The 19,179-nt window shown below is 74.1% G+C and carries 17 protein-coding genes and 1 riboswitch; of the genes, 10 read left to right on the plus strand and 7 right to left on the minus strand.

Annotated features, from left to right (window positions below):
• The first annotated feature begins 21 nt into the window (after positions 1–21).
• From ACH4UK_RS22120 to ACH4UK_RS22160, 9 genes are all read left to right on the plus strand, one after another.
• Positions 22–960, plus strand: coding sequence for a carbohydrate kinase (locus tag ACH4UK_RS22120; RefSeq protein WP_398358731.1), 939 nt, complete (start codon positions 22–24; stop codon positions 958–960).
• A gap of 87 nt (positions 961–1,047) precedes the next feature.
• Complete coding sequence (locus ACH4UK_RS22125; protein ID WP_398358733.1) at positions 1,048–2,163, plus strand: beta-ketoacyl-ACP synthase 3; 1,116 nt, start codon at positions 1,048–1,050, stop codon at positions 2,161–2,163.
• Positions 2,147–3,403: a beta-ketoacyl-[acyl-carrier-protein] synthase family protein gene (locus tag ACH4UK_RS22130; protein ID WP_398358735.1), complete on the plus strand. Its 1,257-nt coding sequence runs from the start codon at positions 2,147–2,149 to the stop codon at positions 3,401–3,403. The genes ACH4UK_RS22125 and ACH4UK_RS22130 overlap by 17 nt, the downstream gene beginning before the upstream one ends.
• A gap of 74 nt (positions 3,404–3,477) precedes the next feature.
• Positions 3,478–5,490 carry an acyl-CoA dehydrogenase gene (locus tag ACH4UK_RS22135; protein ID WP_398359238.1) on the plus strand — a complete coding sequence of 671 codons (2,013 nt, stop codon included), beginning with the start codon at positions 3,478–3,480 and terminating at the stop codon, positions 5,488–5,490.
• A 101-nt stretch (positions 5,491–5,591) separates the two neighbouring features.
• The gene (locus ACH4UK_RS22140; protein ID WP_164619385.1) at positions 5,592–5,867 is read left to right on the plus strand and encodes an acyl carrier protein; all 276 of its coding nucleotides are present in this window, start codon (positions 5,592–5,594) and stop codon (positions 5,865–5,867) included.
• Positions 5,864–7,087, plus strand: a complete 1,224-nt coding sequence (locus ACH4UK_RS22145) for a beta-ketoacyl-[acyl-carrier-protein] synthase family protein (protein WP_398358737.1) — start codon at positions 5,864–5,866, stop codon at positions 7,085–7,087. Before ACH4UK_RS22140 ends, ACH4UK_RS22145 begins: the two co-directional genes overlap by 4 nt.
• A gap of 197 nt (positions 7,088–7,284) precedes the next feature.
• A riboswitch (cobalamin riboswitch) is annotated at positions 7,285–7,472 on the plus strand.
• Positions 7,473–7,531: 59 nt separating this feature from the next.
• Positions 7,532–8,578, plus strand: a complete 1,047-nt coding sequence (locus ACH4UK_RS22150; protein ID WP_398358739.1) for an ABC transporter substrate-binding protein — start codon at positions 7,532–7,534, stop codon at positions 8,576–8,578.
• An 89-nt stretch (positions 8,579–8,667) separates the two neighbouring features.
• Complete coding sequence (locus ACH4UK_RS22155; RefSeq protein ID WP_398359239.1) at positions 8,668–9,720, plus strand: FecCD family ABC transporter permease; 1,053 nt, start codon at positions 8,668–8,670, stop codon at positions 9,718–9,720.
• The gene (locus ACH4UK_RS22160; protein ID WP_398358741.1) at positions 9,717–10,511 is read left to right on the plus strand and encodes an ABC transporter ATP-binding protein; all 795 of its coding nucleotides are present in this window, start codon (positions 9,717–9,719) and stop codon (positions 10,509–10,511) included. The genes ACH4UK_RS22155 and ACH4UK_RS22160 overlap by 4 nt, the downstream gene beginning before the upstream one ends.
• Positions 10,512–10,613: 102 nt before the next feature.
• Here ACH4UK_RS22160 and ACH4UK_RS22165 read toward each other — a convergent pair whose 3' ends face one another.
• Positions 10,614–11,654, minus strand: coding sequence for a PRC and DUF2382 domain-containing protein (locus ACH4UK_RS22165; protein WP_398358743.1), 1,041 nt, complete (start codon positions 11,652–11,654; stop codon positions 10,614–10,616).
• 227 nt (positions 11,655–11,881) lie between these two features.
• On the opposite strand from ACH4UK_RS22165, the gene ACH4UK_RS22170 reads away from it, so the two are divergent.
• A complete protein-coding gene (locus ACH4UK_RS22170; RefSeq protein ID WP_398358744.1) occupies positions 11,882–12,640 on the plus strand; it encodes an adenosylcobinamide amidohydrolase in 759 nt (252 codons plus the stop codon).
• Positions 12,641–12,646: 6 nt separating this feature from the next.
• Here ACH4UK_RS22170 and ACH4UK_RS22175 read toward each other — a convergent pair whose 3' ends face one another.
• The 6 genes from ACH4UK_RS22175 to ACH4UK_RS22200 form a co-directional block, all read right to left on the minus strand.
• Complete coding sequence (locus ACH4UK_RS22175) at positions 12,647–13,918, minus strand: sulfite oxidase (RefSeq protein ID WP_398358746.1); 1,272 nt, start codon at positions 13,916–13,918, stop codon at positions 12,647–12,649.
• A 16-nt stretch (positions 13,919–13,934) separates the two neighbouring features.
• Positions 13,935–15,149, minus strand: coding sequence for a homoserine O-acetyltransferase (locus ACH4UK_RS22180; protein WP_398359241.1), 1,215 nt, complete (start codon positions 15,147–15,149; stop codon positions 13,935–13,937).
• Complete coding sequence (locus tag ACH4UK_RS22185; protein ID WP_398358747.1) at positions 15,146–16,507, minus strand: bifunctional o-acetylhomoserine/o-acetylserine sulfhydrylase; 1,362 nt, start codon at positions 16,505–16,507, stop codon at positions 15,146–15,148. Before ACH4UK_RS22185 ends, ACH4UK_RS22180 begins: the two co-directional genes overlap by 4 nt.
• Positions 16,508–16,674: 167 nt before the next feature.
• Positions 16,675–17,208, minus strand: a complete 534-nt coding sequence (locus ACH4UK_RS22190; RefSeq protein ID WP_398358749.1) for a thioesterase family protein — start codon at positions 17,206–17,208, stop codon at positions 16,675–16,677.
• Positions 17,205–18,212 (minus strand): 3-hydroxyacyl-CoA dehydrogenase NAD-binding domain-containing protein, encoded by a 1,008-nt coding sequence (locus tag ACH4UK_RS22195; protein WP_398358751.1) that lies wholly within the window; start codon positions 18,210–18,212, stop codon positions 17,205–17,207. Before ACH4UK_RS22195 ends, ACH4UK_RS22190 begins: the two co-directional genes overlap by 4 nt.
• A 67-nt stretch (positions 18,213–18,279) precedes the next feature.
• The gene (locus tag ACH4UK_RS22200) at positions 18,280–19,173 is read right to left on the minus strand and encodes a 3-keto-5-aminohexanoate cleavage protein (protein ID WP_398358753.1); all 894 of its coding nucleotides are present in this window, start codon (positions 19,171–19,173) and stop codon (positions 18,280–18,282) included.
• Positions 19,174–19,179 lie beyond the last annotated feature (6 nt).

The following is a 19,179-nucleotide window of genomic DNA, read 5'->3' on the forward strand; positions in this document are numbered from 1 at the left end:
CCGTTCAGGAGACCCGACCCCATGTTCGACCACAGCGCCCTGCTGGTCGTCGGTGAATGCGTCGCCGACATCGTCCGGCTGCCCGACGAGGCCGCCCGGGTCCACCCGGGCGGCAGCCCCGCCAACGTCGCGTACGGTCTGGCCCGCCTCGGCCACCGCACGGTCCTGCTCACCCAGCTCGGTCCCGACGGGAACGGACGGCTCATCCGGGAGCACCTCGCCTCCGCCGGAGTCGACGTCCGCACCGACGGCTCCACCGCCCCCACCCCGTCGGCCGCCGTCACCCTGGACGAGGCCGGGCACGCCTCGTACGCCTTCGACGTCGCCTGGACCCTCGCCCCGGTCGCCGTCGGCCCCGCTCCGGCCCATGTGCACACCGGGTCGATCGGTGCGGTGGTGGAGCCCGGATCCGCCGCGGTCCTGGACATCGTCCGTGCCGCGCGGGCGACCGCGACCGTCAGCTACGACCCCAATGTGCGGCCCGGCCTGATGGGCGACCGCGCGGCGACCGTGCGCCGGGTCGAGGAGTGCGTCGGGCTGAGCGACCTGGTCAAGGCGAGCGACGAGGACCTGGAGTGGCTCTATCCGGGGGAGGAACCGGAGCGGGTCGCGACACGCTGGCTGGGGCGCGGGCCCGCCGTCGTGCTCGTCACCCGGGGCGGCGACGGGGCCCTGGCCGTCCTGCCCGGCGGCCGGATCACCGTGGAGGCCCCGGCCGTCGCCGTCGCCGACACCGTCGGAGCGGGCGACGCGTTCATGTCCGGGGCCCTCCACGCCCTCGCCGCGCACGGCCTCCTCGGCCCGGGGGCCCGGGACCGGCTGCACACCGTGGACCGGGACACCGTCGCCGACGTCCTGCGCCACGCGGTGGCCTCCGCCGCCGTGACCGTCTCCCGGGCGGGGGCCAACCCGCCGGGCCCGGACGAGCTCGGGGAGGCACTGGGGGCCGCCTCGGCATGACCCGTTCGGCGCAGTCGAACGCACCCTCGTGAGACGTTCCGCCGTTCGTCAACCCGATGCAGTACGACAACGGGATCGGGGCAACGGGTGTCGAGGAGACGGACGGCCGACAGCGGTACGGAGCCGGGGGCGCGGGCGGGCGTCTTAGCGGCCGGGGCGCGCACGGCGGTGCTGGAGGGCGTGGCCGGCTGGGTGCCGGGAGAGCCGGTCGGCAACGACCGGCTCCCCGCGGACTGGGACGTGGACGACGCCTGGGTCCGCCGCCGCACCGGCATCAGCAGCCGGCACCGCGCCGGACCGGGCGTCGCCACCGGGGACCTCGCCTTCGAGGCGGCCTCCCGGCTGCTGGCCCGCGCCCCGGCGACGGGAGCGGTGGACGCGCTGGTCCTCGCCACGGCCACCCCCGACCACCTCTGCCCCGGCACGGCCCCCGCGCTCGCGGCCCGGCTCGGGCTCGGCACCGTACCGGCCCTGGACATCGCAGCCGTGTGCAGCGGCTTCGTCTACGGCCTCGCCGTCTGCCACGGGCTGATCGCCTCGGGCCTCTACGGGCGGGTCCTGCTGGTCGGCGCCGACGTCTACTCGACCTGGCTCGACCCGGCCGACCGCTCGGCGGGCGTCGTCTTCGGCGACGGGGCGGGCGCGGCCCTGGTGGCGGCCGGGCGCTTCGGTGATCCGGGGGAGCTGCTCGCGTTCGACCTGGGCAGTGACGGCACGGGCTACGACCTGATCACCGTCCCCGGCGGCGGGGCCCGCGCGCGGGCGGACGGAAAGCCGCCGGGCCCGGACGACGGGTTCTTCCGGATGCGGGGCGGCACCGTCTACCAGCATGCCGTCGAGCGGATGACCGGCTCCTGCCGGACACTCCTGGACCGGGTCGGCTGGGACCCGGCCGAGGTCGACCGCTTCGTGCCGCACCAGGCCAACGCCCGGATCCTGCGCGCCGTCGCGGAGCGGGTCGGCATCGCGCCGCAGCGCTGCGTCACCCATCTGGAGCGGGTCGGCAACACCGGCGCCGCCTCCATCCCGCTGGCCCTGGCCGACGCGGCGGACGGGGGCCGTCTCCATGCCGGCGACCGGGTGCTGCTCACCGCCTTCGGGGGCGGACTGACCTGGGGTTCGGCGGCACTTCGCTGGCCGGGGACCCCGGGGACCATTTCCACGGATTCTACGGAAGGAACACAGCATGTCGCTCCCCGCTGATCAGGGCACCGAGGCCGCAACCGGCACCGCCATCGCGGTGACGGGGGTCGGCCTGGTGACACCCGCAGGGGCGGACGAGCACAGCTTCTGGGAAGGGCTGTGCTCCGGGCACTCCACCGCCCGGCGGTGCGAGGAACTGGCCGGTCTGCCGGTCGACTTCGCCTGTCCGGTCGACGGCATCGACCTGGACGCGGCGGTCGGCGGCCGGTCGGTGTGGCGGATGGCCCGGTTCGTGAAGCTGGCGCTGGTGGCCGCCCGGCAGGCCGTCGCCGACGCCGGCCTCGACCCGGCGCGATGGGACGGCAGCCGGGTCGGGGTGGTGCTCGGCGTGGGCGTCGGCGGAGTCTCCGTACTCGTCGACAACGCCGCCAGGCTGGCGGCCTCGGGACCCGAGGCGGTCTCCCCGCTGCTCGTCCCGATGATGATCCCCAACGCGGCGGCGGGCGAGGTCGCCATCGCGCTCAAGGCGGGCGGCCCGAGCCTCGCCCCCGCCACCGCCTGCGCCTCCGGGGCCACCGCGATCGCCGTCGCCCGCGATCTGCTGCTCGGCGGCAGCTGCGACGTGGTGGTGGCGGGCGGCGCGGAATCGGTGCTGACCCCGCTGGTGGTCACCGCCTTCGCCCGGATGGGGGCGCTGTCCACCCGCACCGGCGACCCGGCGGCCGCGTCCCGCCCGTTCGCCGCCGACCGCGACGGCTTCGTCATCGGCGAGGGCGCCGCCATGCTCGTCCTGGAGCGCGCGGCCGGGGCCCGTGCCCGGGGCGGCCGGCCGCGTGCGCTGCTCACCGGCGCCGGGTCCAGCACGGACGCCCACCACCCCACCGCCCCGGCCCCCGACGGGCACGGCGCCCAGCGGGCGGTCCAGGCGGCGCTCGACCAGGCGGGCTGGACGCCGGGCGATGTCGACCACATCAACGCCCACGGCACCTCCACACCCCTCAACGACGCCATGGAGACCACCCTCATCTCCCGGCTCTTCCCGCACCGGCCGCCGGTGACCGCGCCCAAGGGCGTCGTCGGGCACACCCTGGCGGCGGCGGGCGCGATCGAGGCGGTGGCCACCGTCCTGACGCTGGAACGTTCCGCCATTCCGCCGATCGCCAACCTGGACGCGCTCCCCGACGCCTTCCCGCTCGACTGCGTGACGAAGGAGCCACGTCACCAGCGGGTCGAGACGGCCCTCAGCCACTCCTTCGGCTTCGGCGGCCACAATGTGGCCCTCGCCTTCCAACGCGCCTGATAAACGGGGGCATTTCGGGACGGCGGGGGGTGTCCTCGCCGTTCCTTGATCGTTACTGTGTTGTGACCATCATGATGAACGACGCGGCCCCGCCGTCCACGAACGAGCTACTCACCGCAGTGCTCTTCGGGCCGAACTTCCGCCAGGAGCACGGCTTCTGGCGGCGGCTGCTCACAACAGAACCGTTTCGCCGCCCCGGTGGCGGCACCCCCGACGAACGACTCGCGCTCTCCTACCACCGGCTGCGTATCCTCAACGACGCGCTCGACAGCGGCGCGAGGCTGGCCGCGGACCCCCGCGCGCTGGCCGCCCTGCACGAGTGGCTCGGCCCCGTCGACCCGGCGCTGACCACCGTGGCGGGCATCCACTACAACCTCTTCCTCGGCAGTCTCCTGGACCACGACGCGGGCACGCTCCGCGACCTGTCGGACTTCCTCGCCCTGCGCCGCGTGGGCACCTTCCTCTGTACGGAGGTGGCGCACGGCAACGACGCGGCGGCCATCGAGACGACCGCGACGTACGACCGCGAACGCGACGGCTTCGTGCTGCACACCCCGCACGCCGGGGCGCAGAAGTTCATGCCCAACACCAGCCCCGCCGGGGGTCCCAAGTCAGGTGTGGTGGCGGCCCGGTTGCTCGCCGACGGCGCCGACCACGGGGTCTTCCTCTTCCTCACCCCGCTCACCGACGCCCACCGTGCCCTGCCCGGCGTCCGGGTGCGGCGGCTGCCCGCCCGGATGGGTTCCCCGGTCGACCACTGCCTGACCTCCTTCGACCGTCGCTTCGTCCCGCGCGACGCCCTGCTCGCCGGACAACAGGGGCGGATCGGCGACGACGGCCGGTTCCACAGCGAAGTACCCAACCGCAGAAGGCGGTTCCTCACCTCCATCGGCCGGGTCACCCCCGGCAAGCTCTCCATGAGCGCCTGCGCGGTCGGCTCCGCCCGGGTCACCCTGGCCATCGCCGTCCGCTACGCCGGCCACCGGATGATCTCCGGATCGCGCGCCGCGCCGCGGATCCCGGTGTACGCGCACCGCACCCACCACGGGCCGCTGGCCGGAGCGATGGCCACCGTCTACGCGATGAGCCTGCTGCACCGCAGGGCCCTGGACCGCTGGGAGTCGGCTTCGGGGGCCGACCGGGACGAGGCGGAGCGGCTGGTGGCCGTCGCCAAGGGGTGGATCACCTGGCAGGCGCGTGCCGTCATCGTCGAGTGCCGCGAACGGTGCGGCGCCCAGGGGCTCCTGGAGAACAACGGCATGACCGAGCTGTTCACCGGCATCGAGGGCGCGATCACCGCCGAGGGCGACAACCTCGCCGTCCACGCCAAGGCGGCGGCCGAGATGCTGTTCAGCGCCACCGCCCGGGAAGCGGCCGAGGACGAGGGTCCCGGCGACCTGGCCGACCCCGCCTTCCTGGGGCGGCTGTTCGCGGCGGTGGAGGACCTCTGGTTCACCCGCGCCCGCGAGCGGATGAGCGCCGCTCCGCCCGGCGACCCGCTCGGCCGCTGGAACGCCGCCTCATCGGCCGCGCTGCGCGGTGTCGAGGCGTACGCCTACCGGCAGGCCGACGAGGCGTACGCCGAGGCCGTCGCCTCGCTGCCCGAGGGTGAGGCGCGCGAACGGCTGAGGGAGCTGCGCAGGCTCTTCGCGCTCCGGTGGATCGCCCGCAACGGCGGGGATCTGCTCGCCGCCGGACGGCTGACCGCCGATCAGGTCACCTTTCTCTCCGACGCGGTGGAGGAGTCGGTCGCCACGGTGGCCGCCCACACCCCCGCCCTGGTGGAGTCCTTCGCGCTCCCCGAGCGCCTGATGTCGGACTGGCCGATCGCCGGACCCGGCTACGCGGACGTCTACGACGACCCCGAGGGGCCCTGGCACCGGGGTCGCAGGGCCGGAATCCGGGGCCGCACGGCGGAGTTCCGGCGGCCCGTCTGCGGCAGCAGGAGGCGTCCGCTGCGCGAGAAGGTGGCGGCGCTCGGGACCCGCGGGGTGCTGCTGGCGTACTGGGGAACCACCTCCATGCTCTCCCGATGGTTCGAGAAGCCGCAGGTGAGCGTAGACGAATCGGTTCGCCCCAGGGCGTAACCGGAAGATCGTCATCCAGTTACTTCGGGCGGTGGGTTGCTGCGTTCAACTACCTGCCGCTCAGAAGAGAAGCCGATGAGATGCCGAGGAGAGGAATCACCATGAAGACCATCCACCCCAAGATCACCGAGGTGCTCACCGGGACGTTCAAGGTGCCCGCCGCCGAGATCCTGCCGGAGTCCACCATGGACAGCCTGGAGATGGACTCCCTCGCGGTCGCGGAGTTCGCCGTCATCATCAAGGAGACGCTGGGCGTCGACGCCGACTCCGAGAAGCTCTACAAGGACGCCACGCTGGCCGACATCTCCGCGTACATCGACGCGGCCGTCGGCAGCGCGGCGGCCGAGGCGACGGTGCCGGTGAGCAACACCCGATGAAGCGACCCGCCATCGCCGTCACGGGGCTGGGGATGATCACCCCGGTCGGCCACACCACCGACACCACCTGGGACGGAGTCCGCGCCGGGGTGTCGCCCGCGCGCACCGTCCCCGAACTGCGGGGCTGTGCGGTCGACTTCGCCTGTACGGTCTCCGGCATCGACCTCGACGACGCGGTCGGCGGCCGGACCGCGTTCCGGATGGGCCGGTACGTCAAGTTCGCCGTCCTGGCCGCCCGGGAGGCGGTCGCCGACGCCGGGCTCGACCCCGAGCACTGGGACGGCGCCCGGGTCGCCGTCGTGGTCGGCACCAGCAGCGGAGGATCCGCCGGACTCACCGAACAGGCCGTCGCCCTGGAGCGGCGCGGCCCCGAGGCCACCTCGCCCGCGGCCATCCTGCTGACCATCCCGAACATGCCCGCGGCCGAGATCGCCATCCGGATGAAGGCCACAGGGCCCAGCCTGGCCCCCTGCACGGCCTGTTCGTCCGGGGTGACCGCGCTGTCGGTGGCCCGGGACATGCTGACGCTGGGCCAGTGCGACATCGCCATCGCCGGGGCCACCGAGTCGATCGTGTTCCCGGTCGCCATGACCGGCTTCGCCCGCTCGGGCGCGGCAGCGCTGCGGGACGGCGACCCCGCCCGCCTCTGCCGCCCCTTCGCCGCCGACCGGGCCGGGATCGTCATGGGCGAGGGCGCGGCCGTCATGGTCCTGGAACGGGCCGAGGACGCCCGCGCCAGAGGTGCCGCCCCCCGGGCGCTGATCGCGGGCACGGGCGCCACCACCGACGCCCACCACCCCACCAGCCCCCACCCCTCGGGGGAGGTCGCACGGGCAGCCGTCGACGCCGCGCTGCGCGACGCGGGCTGGGGGGCCGAGGACGTCGACCACGTCAACGCGCACGGGACGTCGACCCCCCTGAACGACGCCACCGAAGCAGCCCTCATCGGCCGGGCCTACCCGCACCGGCCGCCCGTCACCGCCCCCAAGGGCGTACTGGGCCACTGCATGGGGGCGGCCGGCGCCATCGAGGCCGGCCTGACGATCCTGACCCTCCAGCACGGGATCGTGCCCCCGATCGCGAATCTGGACGCCCCCGCGCCCGGGTTCGACATCGACTGCGTCACCAAGGTCCCGCGCGCGGTCCCGGTGCGCCGGGCCGTCAGCCACTCCTTCGGCTTCGGCGGCCACAACGCGGTGATCGCCCTTCAGGCCCCGTAACCCGCAGGCCCCGTACCCCTCAAGCCTCCTGACCCGCAGGTTCAGTAACGCTCAGGCTCCGTAACCCCGGGCCCGCAACCCCGGGCTCCGCAACGCCGGGCGGAATCCGCGGGGCCGGTGCGGCGGGCCGATCCCGCGCCGTACCGGCCCCGCGCACAGCGACCCACCGCACCGCCGCTGATCTGCGGGAAGGTGCGTGATAGCTTGCCGGGGCCAGTCGAACCCCAGCGACGGGGTCAGGGAATCCGGTGCGAAACCGGAACTGACGCGCAGCGGTGAGGGGGACGGGCGGGGCCACGGCCACTGGAGCACACGCGTGCTCCGGGAAGGCGTCCCGCCCGGACGAACCCGAGTCCGAAGACCTGCTGGCGCCCGCGCCCGCACCGGGGCACGGGAACCGTACGACGGGCTCCGCGGCTGGGCCCAGAGACACCGAGGTCCTTCGTGCTGCCCACGGACACCCCCGCCCCGATACGCACCGCCGCCCTGCTCGCGGCGGGACTCCTCCTGCTGACCGCCTGCGGCGGGGGCGGGAGCGCCGGGACCGCCCCGGGCGACCGGGCCGAGGGCTTCCCGCTCACCCTCGAGAACTGCGGGCGCACCGTCACGGTGAAGGCCCCGCCCCGGCGGGCCGTCTCCGTCGACCAGGGGTCGACCGAGATCCTCCTCTCGCTCGGGCTGGCCGACCGGCTCGCCGGCACCGCCACCTGGAGCGACCCGATCATGAAGGGCCTGGAGAAGGCCAACGCCGGCGTCGAGCGGATATCGGAGAACCGCCCCTCCTCGGAGAAGGTTCTCGACAAGGAGCCCGACCTCCTCACCGCCTCCTTCGCCTCGACCCTCGCCAAGGGCGGCGTCGCCCCGCGCGAACAGTTCGAGAAGCTCGGCGTCCCCACGTACATCTCGCCCGCCGACTGCACCGGCAAGGACAACAGCGGCGGCGGCGACGGAGCCCGTACCGCGCCGCTGACGATGGACAGCGTCTACACCGAAGTCCGCGAACTGGCCCAGGTGTTCGGCGTCCCCGAGCGCGGTGACGCCCTGGTGGGGAAGCTCCGGGCGCGGGTGGCCGGGGCCACCGACAGCGTCGACGCCTCCGGCGCGTCCCTCCTCTACTGGTTCTCCGACTCCAAGGCCCCCTATCTCGCGGGCTGTTGCGGCGCCCCCGGCGTCATCACCAAGGAACTCGGCGCGAAGAACGTCTTCGACGACACCCACGACGAATGGCCCCAGATCAGCTGGGAGACCGTCGCCGACCGCAACCCCGACGTCCTCGTCATCGGCGACCTGAGCCGCACGACGCAGACCGCCGAGAGCGCCGCGAAGAAGATCGAGTTCCTGGAGTCCAACCCGGTCACCCGGACGATGGACGCGGTCAGGAACCGCCGTTACGTGCTGCTCAGCGGTCAGGCCATGAACCCCACCATCCGGACGGTCGAGGGACTGGAGCGCGTCGCGGCCGGGCTGCGCGACTTCGGGCTCGCGGGGTGAACGGCGCGAACCGGGAGGCGAAGGAGGCCGGGAACGGGCCGGTGCGGGAGACCGGGGGCCGGGCGGTCAAGGAGGCCGCGGACGGGCCGGTGCCGCCGCCTTCCGTGCCGTCGGGCCCGGTGCGCGGCGGCGGTCCGCTCGCCGTGCTCCTGTGGGCCGGCGGGGTGCTGCTCCTGCTGCTCTCCGTCGCCGTCGCCGTGACCATCGGGCCCGCCCGGATCTCCGTCCCCGACGTCTGGTCCGCCGTCGCCGCCCACCTCGGGTTCGGCGCCTCGGACCTCAGCCCGATCCGGGACGGCATCATCTGGAACCTCCGGATGCCCCGCACCCTCCTCGCCGCCGTGTGCGGCGCGGGGCTCGCGGTGTGCGGCACGGTGATGCAGTCCCTGCTGCGCAACCCGCTCGCCGACCCCTTCGTCCTCGGCGTCTCCTCCGGAGCCTCGACCGGGGCGGTCGTGGTGGTCGTCCTCGGCGTCGGCGGGGGAGCGGTGTCGCTGTCGGCCGGGGCCTTCGCCGGGGCCATCTGCTCCTTCGCCCTGGTGCTGCTGCTCAGTCACACCCTCGGCGGCAGCACCGACCGGGTCGTCCTCTCCGGCGTCGCCGCGATGCAGCTCTTCTCCGCCCTCACCTCCTTCGTCGTGATGACCTCCGCCGACGCCGAACAGACCCGCGGGGTGCTGTTCTGGCTGCTCGGCTCGCTCAGCGGGGTGGGCTGGAGCGAGGTGGTCCTGTGCACCGCCGTCCTCGCCGTCTGCCTGGTCGTCTGCCTGGCCCACGCCCGTACGCTCGACGCCTTCGCCTTCGGGCAGGACGCCGCCGCCGCTCTCGGCGTGAACGTCGCCCGCACCCGGATCGTGCTGCTGTGCACCACCGCCCTGCTGACCGCCGCCCTGGTCAGCGCGGCCGGGGCGATCGGCTTCGTCGGCCTGGTCCTGCCGCACGCGGCCAGGGCCCTCGCCGGCTCCGGACACCGTCGGCTCCTTCCGGTCACCGCGCTCGCCGGGGCCGTGTTCCTGGTGTGGGTCGACACCCTCGCCCGGACCGTCCTGGACCCGCAGGAAGTACCGGTCGGCGTCGTCACCGCACTGATCGGCGTCCCCGCCTTCGTCCTCGTCCTGTATCGCACCCGGAGCACGCCATGAGCCCTGTGCCGCACACCGACGCCGAGGGCCTGCGCGCCGAACGGGTCGGCCGGGAGGCGGGCGGGCGGCTCATCCTCGACGGCGTGGACATCGCCCCGCCGCCCGGCTCCACCGTCGGACTCCTCGGCCCCAACGGCTCCGGCAAGTCCACCCTGCTGCGGATCCTCTCGGGACTCCTCGCCCCGGCCACCGGCGTCGTCACCCTGGACGGCGACCACCTCGCCGGCCTCGGCCGCCGCACCGTCGCCCGCCGGATCGCCGTCGTCGACCAGCACGCGGTCACCCAGGTCGATCTCAGCGTCCTGGACGTCGTCCGCCTCGGCCGCATCCCGCACCGGCGCGCCTGGTCGGCCCCGGACCGCACCGACGAGGACGCCGTCGCCGAGGCGCTGCGGCGCACCGGGCTCACGGACCGGGCCGGGCAGTCCTGGCACACCCTGTCCGGAGGCGAACGCCAACGCGTCCAGATCGCCCGCGCGCTGGCCCAGCAGCCCCGCGAACTCCTCCTGGACGAACCGACGAACCACCTCGACATCCAGCACCAGCTGGACCTGCTCGCCCTGGTCGCCGAACTCCCCGTCACCAGCGTCGTCGCGCTGCACGACCTCAACCTCGCCGCGATGTTCTGCGACCGGATCACCGTGATGAAGGCCGGCCGGGTCGTCGCCGGCGGCGTCCCCGCCGAGGTCATCACCGAAGAGCTCATCGAGGACGTCTACGGCGTCCGGGCGGTCGTCACCCCGGACGGGCCGGACGGACGCCCCTCGGTACGGTTCCTGCCGCGCCGCTGACCGCGGACGGCCCCGGACAGCCCGCCGGGCGGACTCGGAGTACGAGCCCGCCCGGCGGCCGAGGACGTGGGAGCGGCCGTGCGGCCACCTGAGGTGCTGCGGTCAGCGGCGTCGCCCCTGGCCGAACTCGCCACCGGCATCCTTGCCGGTGTCCATGTCCTTGCCGTCCGCGTAGTCGATCTTCTCCTTGCGGATCTCGGCGGAGACTTCCTTCTGCTCGGTGACCCGGTTGGTCTCCAGCCGGACCCGCTCCACCGGCACGGCCTCCTTGCGTACGGTGGCGCGCTCCGCGTGCAGGGTGACCTCGACGTCCTGCTCGCCGAAGTCCGTGGTCCCGGTGGTCTTCTCACCGGGCCGGAGCGGTTCGCGGACCACCCGGACCTCTTCGTGGGACACGGGCACGGTCCGGGTGACCTCCTCGGTCACCACGTACTTGTGCAGCCGCGCCTTGCCGCTCTCGTACTCCTCCTTGCCGACGTGCAGCTGCTCCTCGGAGCGGATCATCTCCTCCTTGCCGCTCATGTCGGCCGCCCGGCTCGTGCCCGCGCCGGCGCCCGCCAGCGGGCGTGCCGTGGTGGAGGCGTCCGTGTCGCGGTGCCTGCCCGTACCGCTGCCTGCTCCTGCCATGCCCGCTCCCGTCGTTCCCGCGCCGGCCGCCCCGGCGCTCGTTCCCGCGGTGGTCGCCTTGACGCCGGGGGCCGTTCCGGTCCCACGCGCCGTACCCGCGGCGCCTGCGGCGCCAGCGGCGCCCATCGCCCCGGTTCCGGCGGCGGTCGGCGCGTCCATGCCGGCCGACCGGTTGTCACCGCGCGTGCCGGACTTCTTGGTCAGGCCGTAGTGCCGGTACAGCTCCTCCTCCTCGGCGACGGAGAGGTGTGCGTCGGCGTCCACCCTCGGCGCGTCCTTGACGCTGTCCTTCGGATGGGCGACGTGCAGGTCGGAGCCCACTCGACGGGCTCCGGTGAGCGGGACAAAGCTCTCCTTCATGCCGAACAGGCCGGTCTTGACCGTCACCCAGTCGGGCTTGCCGGTGTCGTCGTCGACGTACACCCGGCCCACACTGCCGACCTTCTCGCCGTCGTTGTCGTACACCGTCAGACCGTCGAGTTCGCCGGAATCCGTGAAACCGTCAGCGGCTCCCATAACCGATTCCTCCTCTCGGGCACGCCCTGTGGCTGGCTCCACCGGAGGTGGCGCGTCCGGATTCCATCGCGCCTCAACCGCATGGTCGGTGCAACCGCCCGCTTGCCCGGATCGCCTGCCCCGGACGCCCGGTGCGGGGCCCCGCACCGGGCGGCGGCACCCGGCCGCCCCGGAACGCGTTAGGCCGAACGGGTGAGAGGCCGGGTCCGGCATATGATCGGCGGACCGTGGCGGCCGCAGGACGGACCACCGCCGACCCGCCGAGCCACCAGGGGTGCGCCATCTCCTCCGTACGCGTCCCGCTGCCCGCGCAACGCGGCGAACTGCGCGACCGGCACGAGGACGGACACCACCTCCACCACCTTCTCTGGCGGCTGGGACCCGGCGTCCGGGTCTGCAGCAGCGCGGTCCTCGGCGGCGGCATCGGTCCCCGGGCCTGGATCCTCAACGCCCAGGTCCCCGGTGGCTACCCACGCCGCGATCCGGACCACCACCTCGCCGAGATCGCCGCGGCGGAGGGGCTCACCGGCCCCGGCGCCGGGCTGATGACGGCCGCCGACGTCGCCGCGTACACGACCGGCCACGACGGCGGTGTCACGGCGACCGTTACCGCGGGCCTGGGCGTACGGGGCTGGGCGGCGGCCCCCGACACCGCCACCCGCACCCCTCGCCGGCCGGGGTCCCGGGAGGTCCCGGCGGCCCCGTTCCGGCCGGGCACGGTCAACATCGTCCTCACGCTCCCCGCCGCGCTCTCCGACGCCGCCCTCGTCAACGCCGTCGCCACCGCCACCGAGGCCAAGGTCCAGGCACTCCTGGACGCCGGGCTCGACTGCTCGGGCACCCCGACGGACGCCGTGTGCGTCGCCGCCCCCGAACCGGGCCCGGACGGCGGCGAACCCTTCGCCGGACCGCGCTCCGTCTGGGGCGCGCGGATCGCCCGCGCCGTGCACACCGCCGTACTGGCGGGGGCCCGCCCGGCGGCGTGAGGGAGCTCAGTCCACCGTCACCGGGTGCCGCACCACCGCGTCGAACAGATAGCCCTGGGTGTTGTGCGCGGTGGCCACCGGCTGCGTACGCCCCGAACGGTCGGTCGCCCGCGCCAGCAGCACGGCCGGTCCCCGCTCTCTCGGCACCCAGTCGGCCGTCCAGCGCACCCAGCTCCCGGCCCGCGGCTCGTCCCGCAGCCGGGCCCGCCGCCAGTGCGTCCCGCCGTCGGTGCTGACCTCCACCGCCCGCACGGGCGCCCCGCCCGACCAGGAACGCCCGGTCAGCAGCGCGCGCCGGCTGGCGCGGAACGAAGCGCCCGGGGCCAGCTCGAAGGCGCTCTTCAGGGTCTGCCGGGTCAGCGGCGCGCTTCCCTCGGGCGGATACCCCGGACCGAACAGCCGGTAGAGGCCCGTGTTCCACGGGGTGAGCAGCGGCTCGGCACTCACCTCGATGTCGCCGACCCACTTGACGTTGGCGATGCCCACCCACGACGGCACGATCAGCCGGACCGGAAAGCCGTGGTCGGGCGGCAGCGGCTCGCCGTTCATCTCGTACGCGAGCAGTACGTCGTCCAGCGCCTTCGCCGCCGGCAGCGGACGGCGCACCCGCCCCAGGTTCACCCCGTCGGTGACGACCTCCGCGTCCAGACCGCGCGGCAGGACGTCCACCGCGTGCCGTCCGATCCCCGCCCGGCGCAGCACGTCCGCCAGCCGCACCCCGCGCCAGCGCGCCGTCCCGATCGCCCCGAGCGTCCACGCGGTGCCGCTGACCGCCTGGCCCTGCTGCGAGGTGAAGAAGCTGCGCCCGTTGCCCGCGCACTCCACGAACGCGGTACGCGTCACCGACGGCAGGGCCAGCAGATCCGCGAAGGTGAAGTCCACCGGACCGCCCCGCAGCCCGTCGCCCCACACCGTCAGCTTCCAGTCGGCCCGCTCGATGCGCGGCGTGGCCGTGTGGTTGCGGACGAAGAACCGGTCGGCGGGGGTGAGCAGCCCGGTGTCCCGCAGGGCGGCGAAGTTCGTCTCCGCGTTGGTGCCGCGCAGCGTGAACAACTCCGGGGGCAGCGGCTTGACCACCCCGGGCAGCCCGCCGTCCGCCCGCACGGGTGCGGCGGCCGAGGCGGACGCGGCGGCCGAGGCCAGCGGCACGGCGGCACCGGCCGCCGCGACCAGCCTCAGCAGATCGCGGCGGTCGATCCCGGCGGAGCGTGCCCGGCCGCGGGACCACTGCCGCATCCGCATCCGGTCGTAGGCGTCTTCGGTCGGAACCGTGCTCATGGAAGCTCCTCGCAAGTCAGGTGGCGAAGGGAGAGGGGGAGGGGGAGACGGTGGGCGGCGCGGGACTCGGCTGCGGCGCCCGCGCGAGCAACTCCCTTACTAGCGTACCTACTTGGTCCGTCTCGAGAAGGAATCCGTCGTGCCCGCAGGGTGAGGCGATGGTGCGCGGAGCGCCCGCCCCCGGCAGCAGCGCGGCCAGCCGCTCCTGCTGCGCCGGAGGGTAGAGCCGGTCCGAGTCGACCCCCGCGACCAGCGCGGGCAGATCCGCCCGGCTCAGGGCACGGGCGATCCCGCCCCGGCCCCGGCCGACGTCGTGCCCGTTCATCGCCTCGGTGAGCGTCACATAGCTGCCCGCGTCGAACCGGCGCACCAGCTTGTCCGCGTGGTGGTCGAGATAGGACTCCACCCGGTAGCGCCCGCCGTGCCCCGGCACCTCCCCGGGCTGTGCCAGACCGCCGAAGCGGGAGCCGAGTTCGGCTTCGCTGCGGTAGGTGATGTGGGCGATGCGGCGCGCCTGCCCGAGACCCCGGTGTGGGCCGCCGCCCGGGGGCGCGTCGTGGTAGTCCCCGCCGTGCCACCCCGGGTCGGAGCGGATCGCGGCGACCTGCACCGAACCCCAGGCGATCTGCTCGGCGGACGCGGCGGCCGGGGCCGCCAGCACGAGCAGCGAACCGGTGCGCTCCGGCCTGCTCACGGCCCACTCCAGGGCGCGCATGCCGCCCATCGACCCGCCGACGACGGCCGCCCACCGGTCGATGCCCAGCACATCGGCGAGCATCGCCTCCGCCGTCACCTGGTCCCGCACGCTCAGGTACGGGAAGAGGGACCCCCACGGCGTGCCGTCGGGCCCGGGGGAGGAGGGGCCGGTGCTGCCCTGGCAGCCGCCCAGGACGTTGGGCGCGACGACGAACCAGCGGTCGGTGTCGAGCGCGAGGCCCGGCCCCACCAGGGCGTCCCACCAGCCGGCCGTCGGATGCCCCGGACCGGCCGGACCGGCCACATGGCTGTCGCCCGTCAGCGCGTGCAGGACCAGCACGGCGTTGGAGCCGTCCGCCGCCCGCTGCCCCCAGGTCTCGTACGCCAGGCGCACCCCCGGTAGCCGGACGCCGGACTCCAGGGGCAGCGGATCCTCGATCGCCGCCCAGCGGCGACGACCGGGCGGATCCCCCTCGCGCCGGCCTCCGGCGGCCGGCGCGAGGGGGAGCGCGCGGTGCGCGGCGCTCCGGTTCAGGACGCCGCCTTCGCCGCCCGGAAACCCGCCTCCAGGTCGGCCTTGAGGTCGGCCACGTTCTCCAGCCCCACCGACAGCCGCACCAGCCCCGGGGTGGCGCCGGTGGCGATCAACTGCTCCTCGGTGAGCTGGCTGTGCGTGGTCGAGGCCGGGTGGATGATCAGGCTCCGTACGTCCCCGATGTTGGCCAGGTGGCTGAACAGCTCGACCGCGTCCACGAACTGCCGGCCCGCCTCGGCCCCGCCCTTCAGCTCGAAGGCCAGCACGGCCCCGGCCCCGCGCGGCAGATAGCGCTGCCCGGCCTCGTACCAGCGGTTCGACTCCAGACCGGCGTAGTGCACGGTGTCCACCTCGTCGCGCCGCTCCAGCCACCGGGCGAGTTCCAGCGCGTTGGCGGTGTGCCGCTCCAGCCGCAGGCTCAGCGTCTCGATGCCCTGGAGCAGCAGGAACGCCGAGTGCGGCGAGAGGGCGGGTCCCAGGTCGCGCAGCAACTGGACCCGGAGCTTCACCGCGAAGGCGCTCGGGCCGAGGTCGGGCCAGTAGCGCAGCCCGTGGTAGCTCGGGTCGGGCTCGTGGAAGTCGGGGAAACGGTCGGCGTGCGCTCCGAAGTCGAACGTGCCGGCGTCCACGACCACGCCGCCGATCGTCGTGCCGTGCCCGCCGAGGAACTTGGTCGCCGAGTGGACCACGATGTCCGCCCCGTGCTCGATCGGCCGCAGCAGGAAGGGCGTGGGCACGGTGTTGTCGACGATGAGCGGCACCCCGGCCCCGTGCGCGGTGTCCGCGACGGCCCGGACGTCCAGTACGTCACCGCGCGGATTGCCGAGCGTCTCGGCGAAGAACGCCTTCGTGTTGGGCCGGACCGCCGCCCGCCACGCCTCCTGGTCCTCGGGGTCCTCGACGAACGTCACCTCGATGCCGAAGCGGGGAAGCGTGTGGCGGAAGAGGTTGTAGGTGCCGCCGTACAGCGACGGGGAGGACACGATGTGGTCCCCCGCCCCCGCCAGCGTCAGGATCGCCAGCGTCTCGGCGGCCTGCCCCGAGGCCAGCGCCACGGCGGCCACCCCGCCCTCGAGGGCGGCGACGCGCTGCTCCAGGACGTCCTGGGTGGGGTTGTGGATGCGGGTGTAGATGTTGCCCGGCTCGGCGAGCGCGAACACGTCGGCCGCGTGCTGCGTGTCGCGGAACACGAAGGACGTGGACTGGTAGATCGGCACGGCGCGGGCGCCGGTCGTCGGGTCCGGGACGGCGCCCGAGTGGATCTGCCTGGTCTCGAACGACCAGGCCGCGCCGGGGTCCTGCCGGTCCTGGTCCTCGGGGGTGTGGCCTGCGGTGACGGAGTCGAGGGGCTGGCTCATGTGATTCCTCGCACGGAGCGGTGACGGGCTGAGTACGGACCGTAAGCCGCGCCGGGCAGCCCCGGAAGCGTGTCGCCCGCATGGCCACGAACCTGCAATACAGTGGCAACGCACGGGCCGGCCCGGGGCATCGGGCGCCCCGGACCGGCCTGCCGTGCCGTCGTGGTTCAGCGGGGTGCGGGGACCTCCGCGATGGAACGCCCCGCCCATGCGGGCGCCTCCTCCGCGAGAGCGGCCAGCCGGTCCCGTACCGCGTCCGGGAACGGCGTCGTGCGACCCTCCCGTTGGTCCACGTGGAGGGCCAGCAGCTCGCCGGTCGCCACCGGAGCGTCGTTCGGCGCCGGTACGTCGTCGGGCGCGTCGAGCACGTACATCTCGTGGGCGAAGCGCACCTTCTTCGCATCCACGCCCAACAGGCGCGTGCGGACGGCGAGATGGGCGTCCTCGGCCACGTCGCGGAGATAGCGCAGGTGCGACTCGACGGTGTAGAGCGAGCAGCCGGTGCTCTCCCGGTAGCCGGCGTGCAGTCCGGTCTCGATCATCATCGCGTCGGTGGCGTACCCGAAGACCAGGACGTAGAACGCCTCGCTCATATGCCCGTTGTAGTCGATCCACTCGGGACGCACGGTCCAGCGCGAGAGGGGCAGACCGGTGGAGGCGTCCTGCGCGGTGTCGTCCTCGGGGTGCGTGTGCTCGCTCATCGGGTCGCCTCCTCGGCGGACCGGGGCAGGCGGCCCGTCGCCCGCAGCACGTCGATGACGCCCCGGTCCCGCTCGGCGACCAGATCCGCGATGCTCCGGCCGTCCGCCGCCTCGTCGCAGCCGGCCACCACCGCCTCGTACAGGGCGCGGTCCAGTTCGGGTGCCTCGAGCCGGGTCCAGGGCGACTTCAGCGAGGGGCCGAAATGGTCGAGCATGTGGGCCATCCCGCCCTCGCCGCCCGCGAGCGCGAACGTGAGCATCGGGCCCATCACCGCCCAGCGGAGCCCGGGTCCCTCGGTGATCGACGCGTCTATCTCCGCTACGGTCGCCTCTCCGTTGGCGACCATGTGCAGGGCCTCGCGCCACAGGGCTTCCTGGAGCCGGTTGGCGATGAAACCGGGCACCTCGCGTGCCATGGTGATCACGGACTTGCCCGCGACGGCGTAGAAGCGCGAGGCCCACTCCACCGCGGCGGGCGCGGTCCGTTCGCCGCCGACGACCTCCACCAGCGGGATGAGGTAGGGCGGGTTGAAGGGGTGCCCGACGACGAGCCGCCCGGGGTCGGCGGCCTCCGTCTGCATGTCCGTCATCGGATAGCCGGAGGTCGACGAGGCGATCACCGTACCGGCGGGCGCGGCGGCGTCCAGCCGGGCCAGCAGATCGCGCTTCAGGTCCAGCTTCTCCGGGGCGCTCTCCTGGACGAACTGGGCGTCGGCGACGGCCTCTTCGAGCGTCGCGGTGACGGTCAGCCGGTCCTGCGACGCCCCGTCGGCCAGGCCGAGCTGCTCCAGGGCGGGCCAGGCGGCGGCGATGAGCCGCCGCAGCCGGACGGCCGCGTCGGGGGCCGGATCCCAGGCGGTGACGTCGTAGCCGCGGGCGAGGAAGTGGGCGGCCCAGCCACCGCCGATCACTCCGGCCCCGACGCACGCCACACGGCGTACGGCCTCCGGGGCACAGGGGGCGGCGGGGCCGTCGGTCGCGGCGGCGGAGGGGGTGACAGTCACGGGCGACACTCCAGAAAGCAGAGGGAGGGAGGGGGGAAGGGCGCGGGAGAGGGGAGGGGCGCGGTGGTCAGGCGCGCGTGCGCAGGCCGAGCTTCTCGCGGGCCTCGTCGGGCGTGGCGACCCGGGAACCCAAGGACTCGGTGATCTGCACGGCGCGCTCCACCAGCTGGCCGTTGGTGGCCTTGACGCCCTTGCCCAGATAGAGGTTGTCCTCCAGGCCGACCCGGACGTGTCCGCCGAGCAGGATCGACTGGGCGGCCCAGGGCATCTGCATCCGGCCGAGCGCGAAGCTCGCCCACTGGGCGCCCTGCGGAAGCATGTTGACCATCGCCTGGAGGACGCCCGGGTCGGCGGGCGCGCCCCAGGGAATGCCCATGCAGAGCTGGAAGACGGTGGGATCGTCGAGCAGCCCCTCGGCGAGGAGCTGCTTGGCGAACCACAGCTGCCCGGTGTCGAAGATCTCCAGCTCCGGCCGGACCCCGAGTTCCTGGATGCGCTTCGCCCCGGTGCGCAGCATGTCGGGGGTCGAGACGTAGAGGTTGCTGCCGTCGCCGAAGTTGAGCGAACCGCAGTCCAGGGTGCAGATGTCCGGGAGCAGGTCCTCCACGTGCGGCAGCCGGTCCAGCCCGCCGACCAGGTCGGTGCCCGGGAGCTGACGTAGCGGTGCTTCCGGGTCGATGACCAGGTCCCCGCCCATTCCCGCGGTCAGGTTGATGACCACGTCGGTGCCGGTCTCCCGGATCCGCTCGACGACCTCGCGGTAGAGCCGGGGATCACGGGAGGGCGCGCCGGTCTCCGGCTCGCGGACGTGGATGTGGACCACGGCCGCCCCGGCCCCGGCGGCCTCGACGGCGGAGGCGGCGATCTGCTCGGGCGTCACCGGGACATGGGGGCTGCGGCCGACGGTGTCGCCGGCTCCGGTGAGGGCGCAGGTGATGATGACGTCCTGGTTCACGGGCATGCGAAG

The sequence above is a fragment of the Streptomyces sp. NPDC020884 genome (genome assembly GCF_044333935.1).
GTDB lineage: Bacteria > Actinomycetota > Actinomycetes > Streptomycetales > Streptomycetaceae > Streptomyces.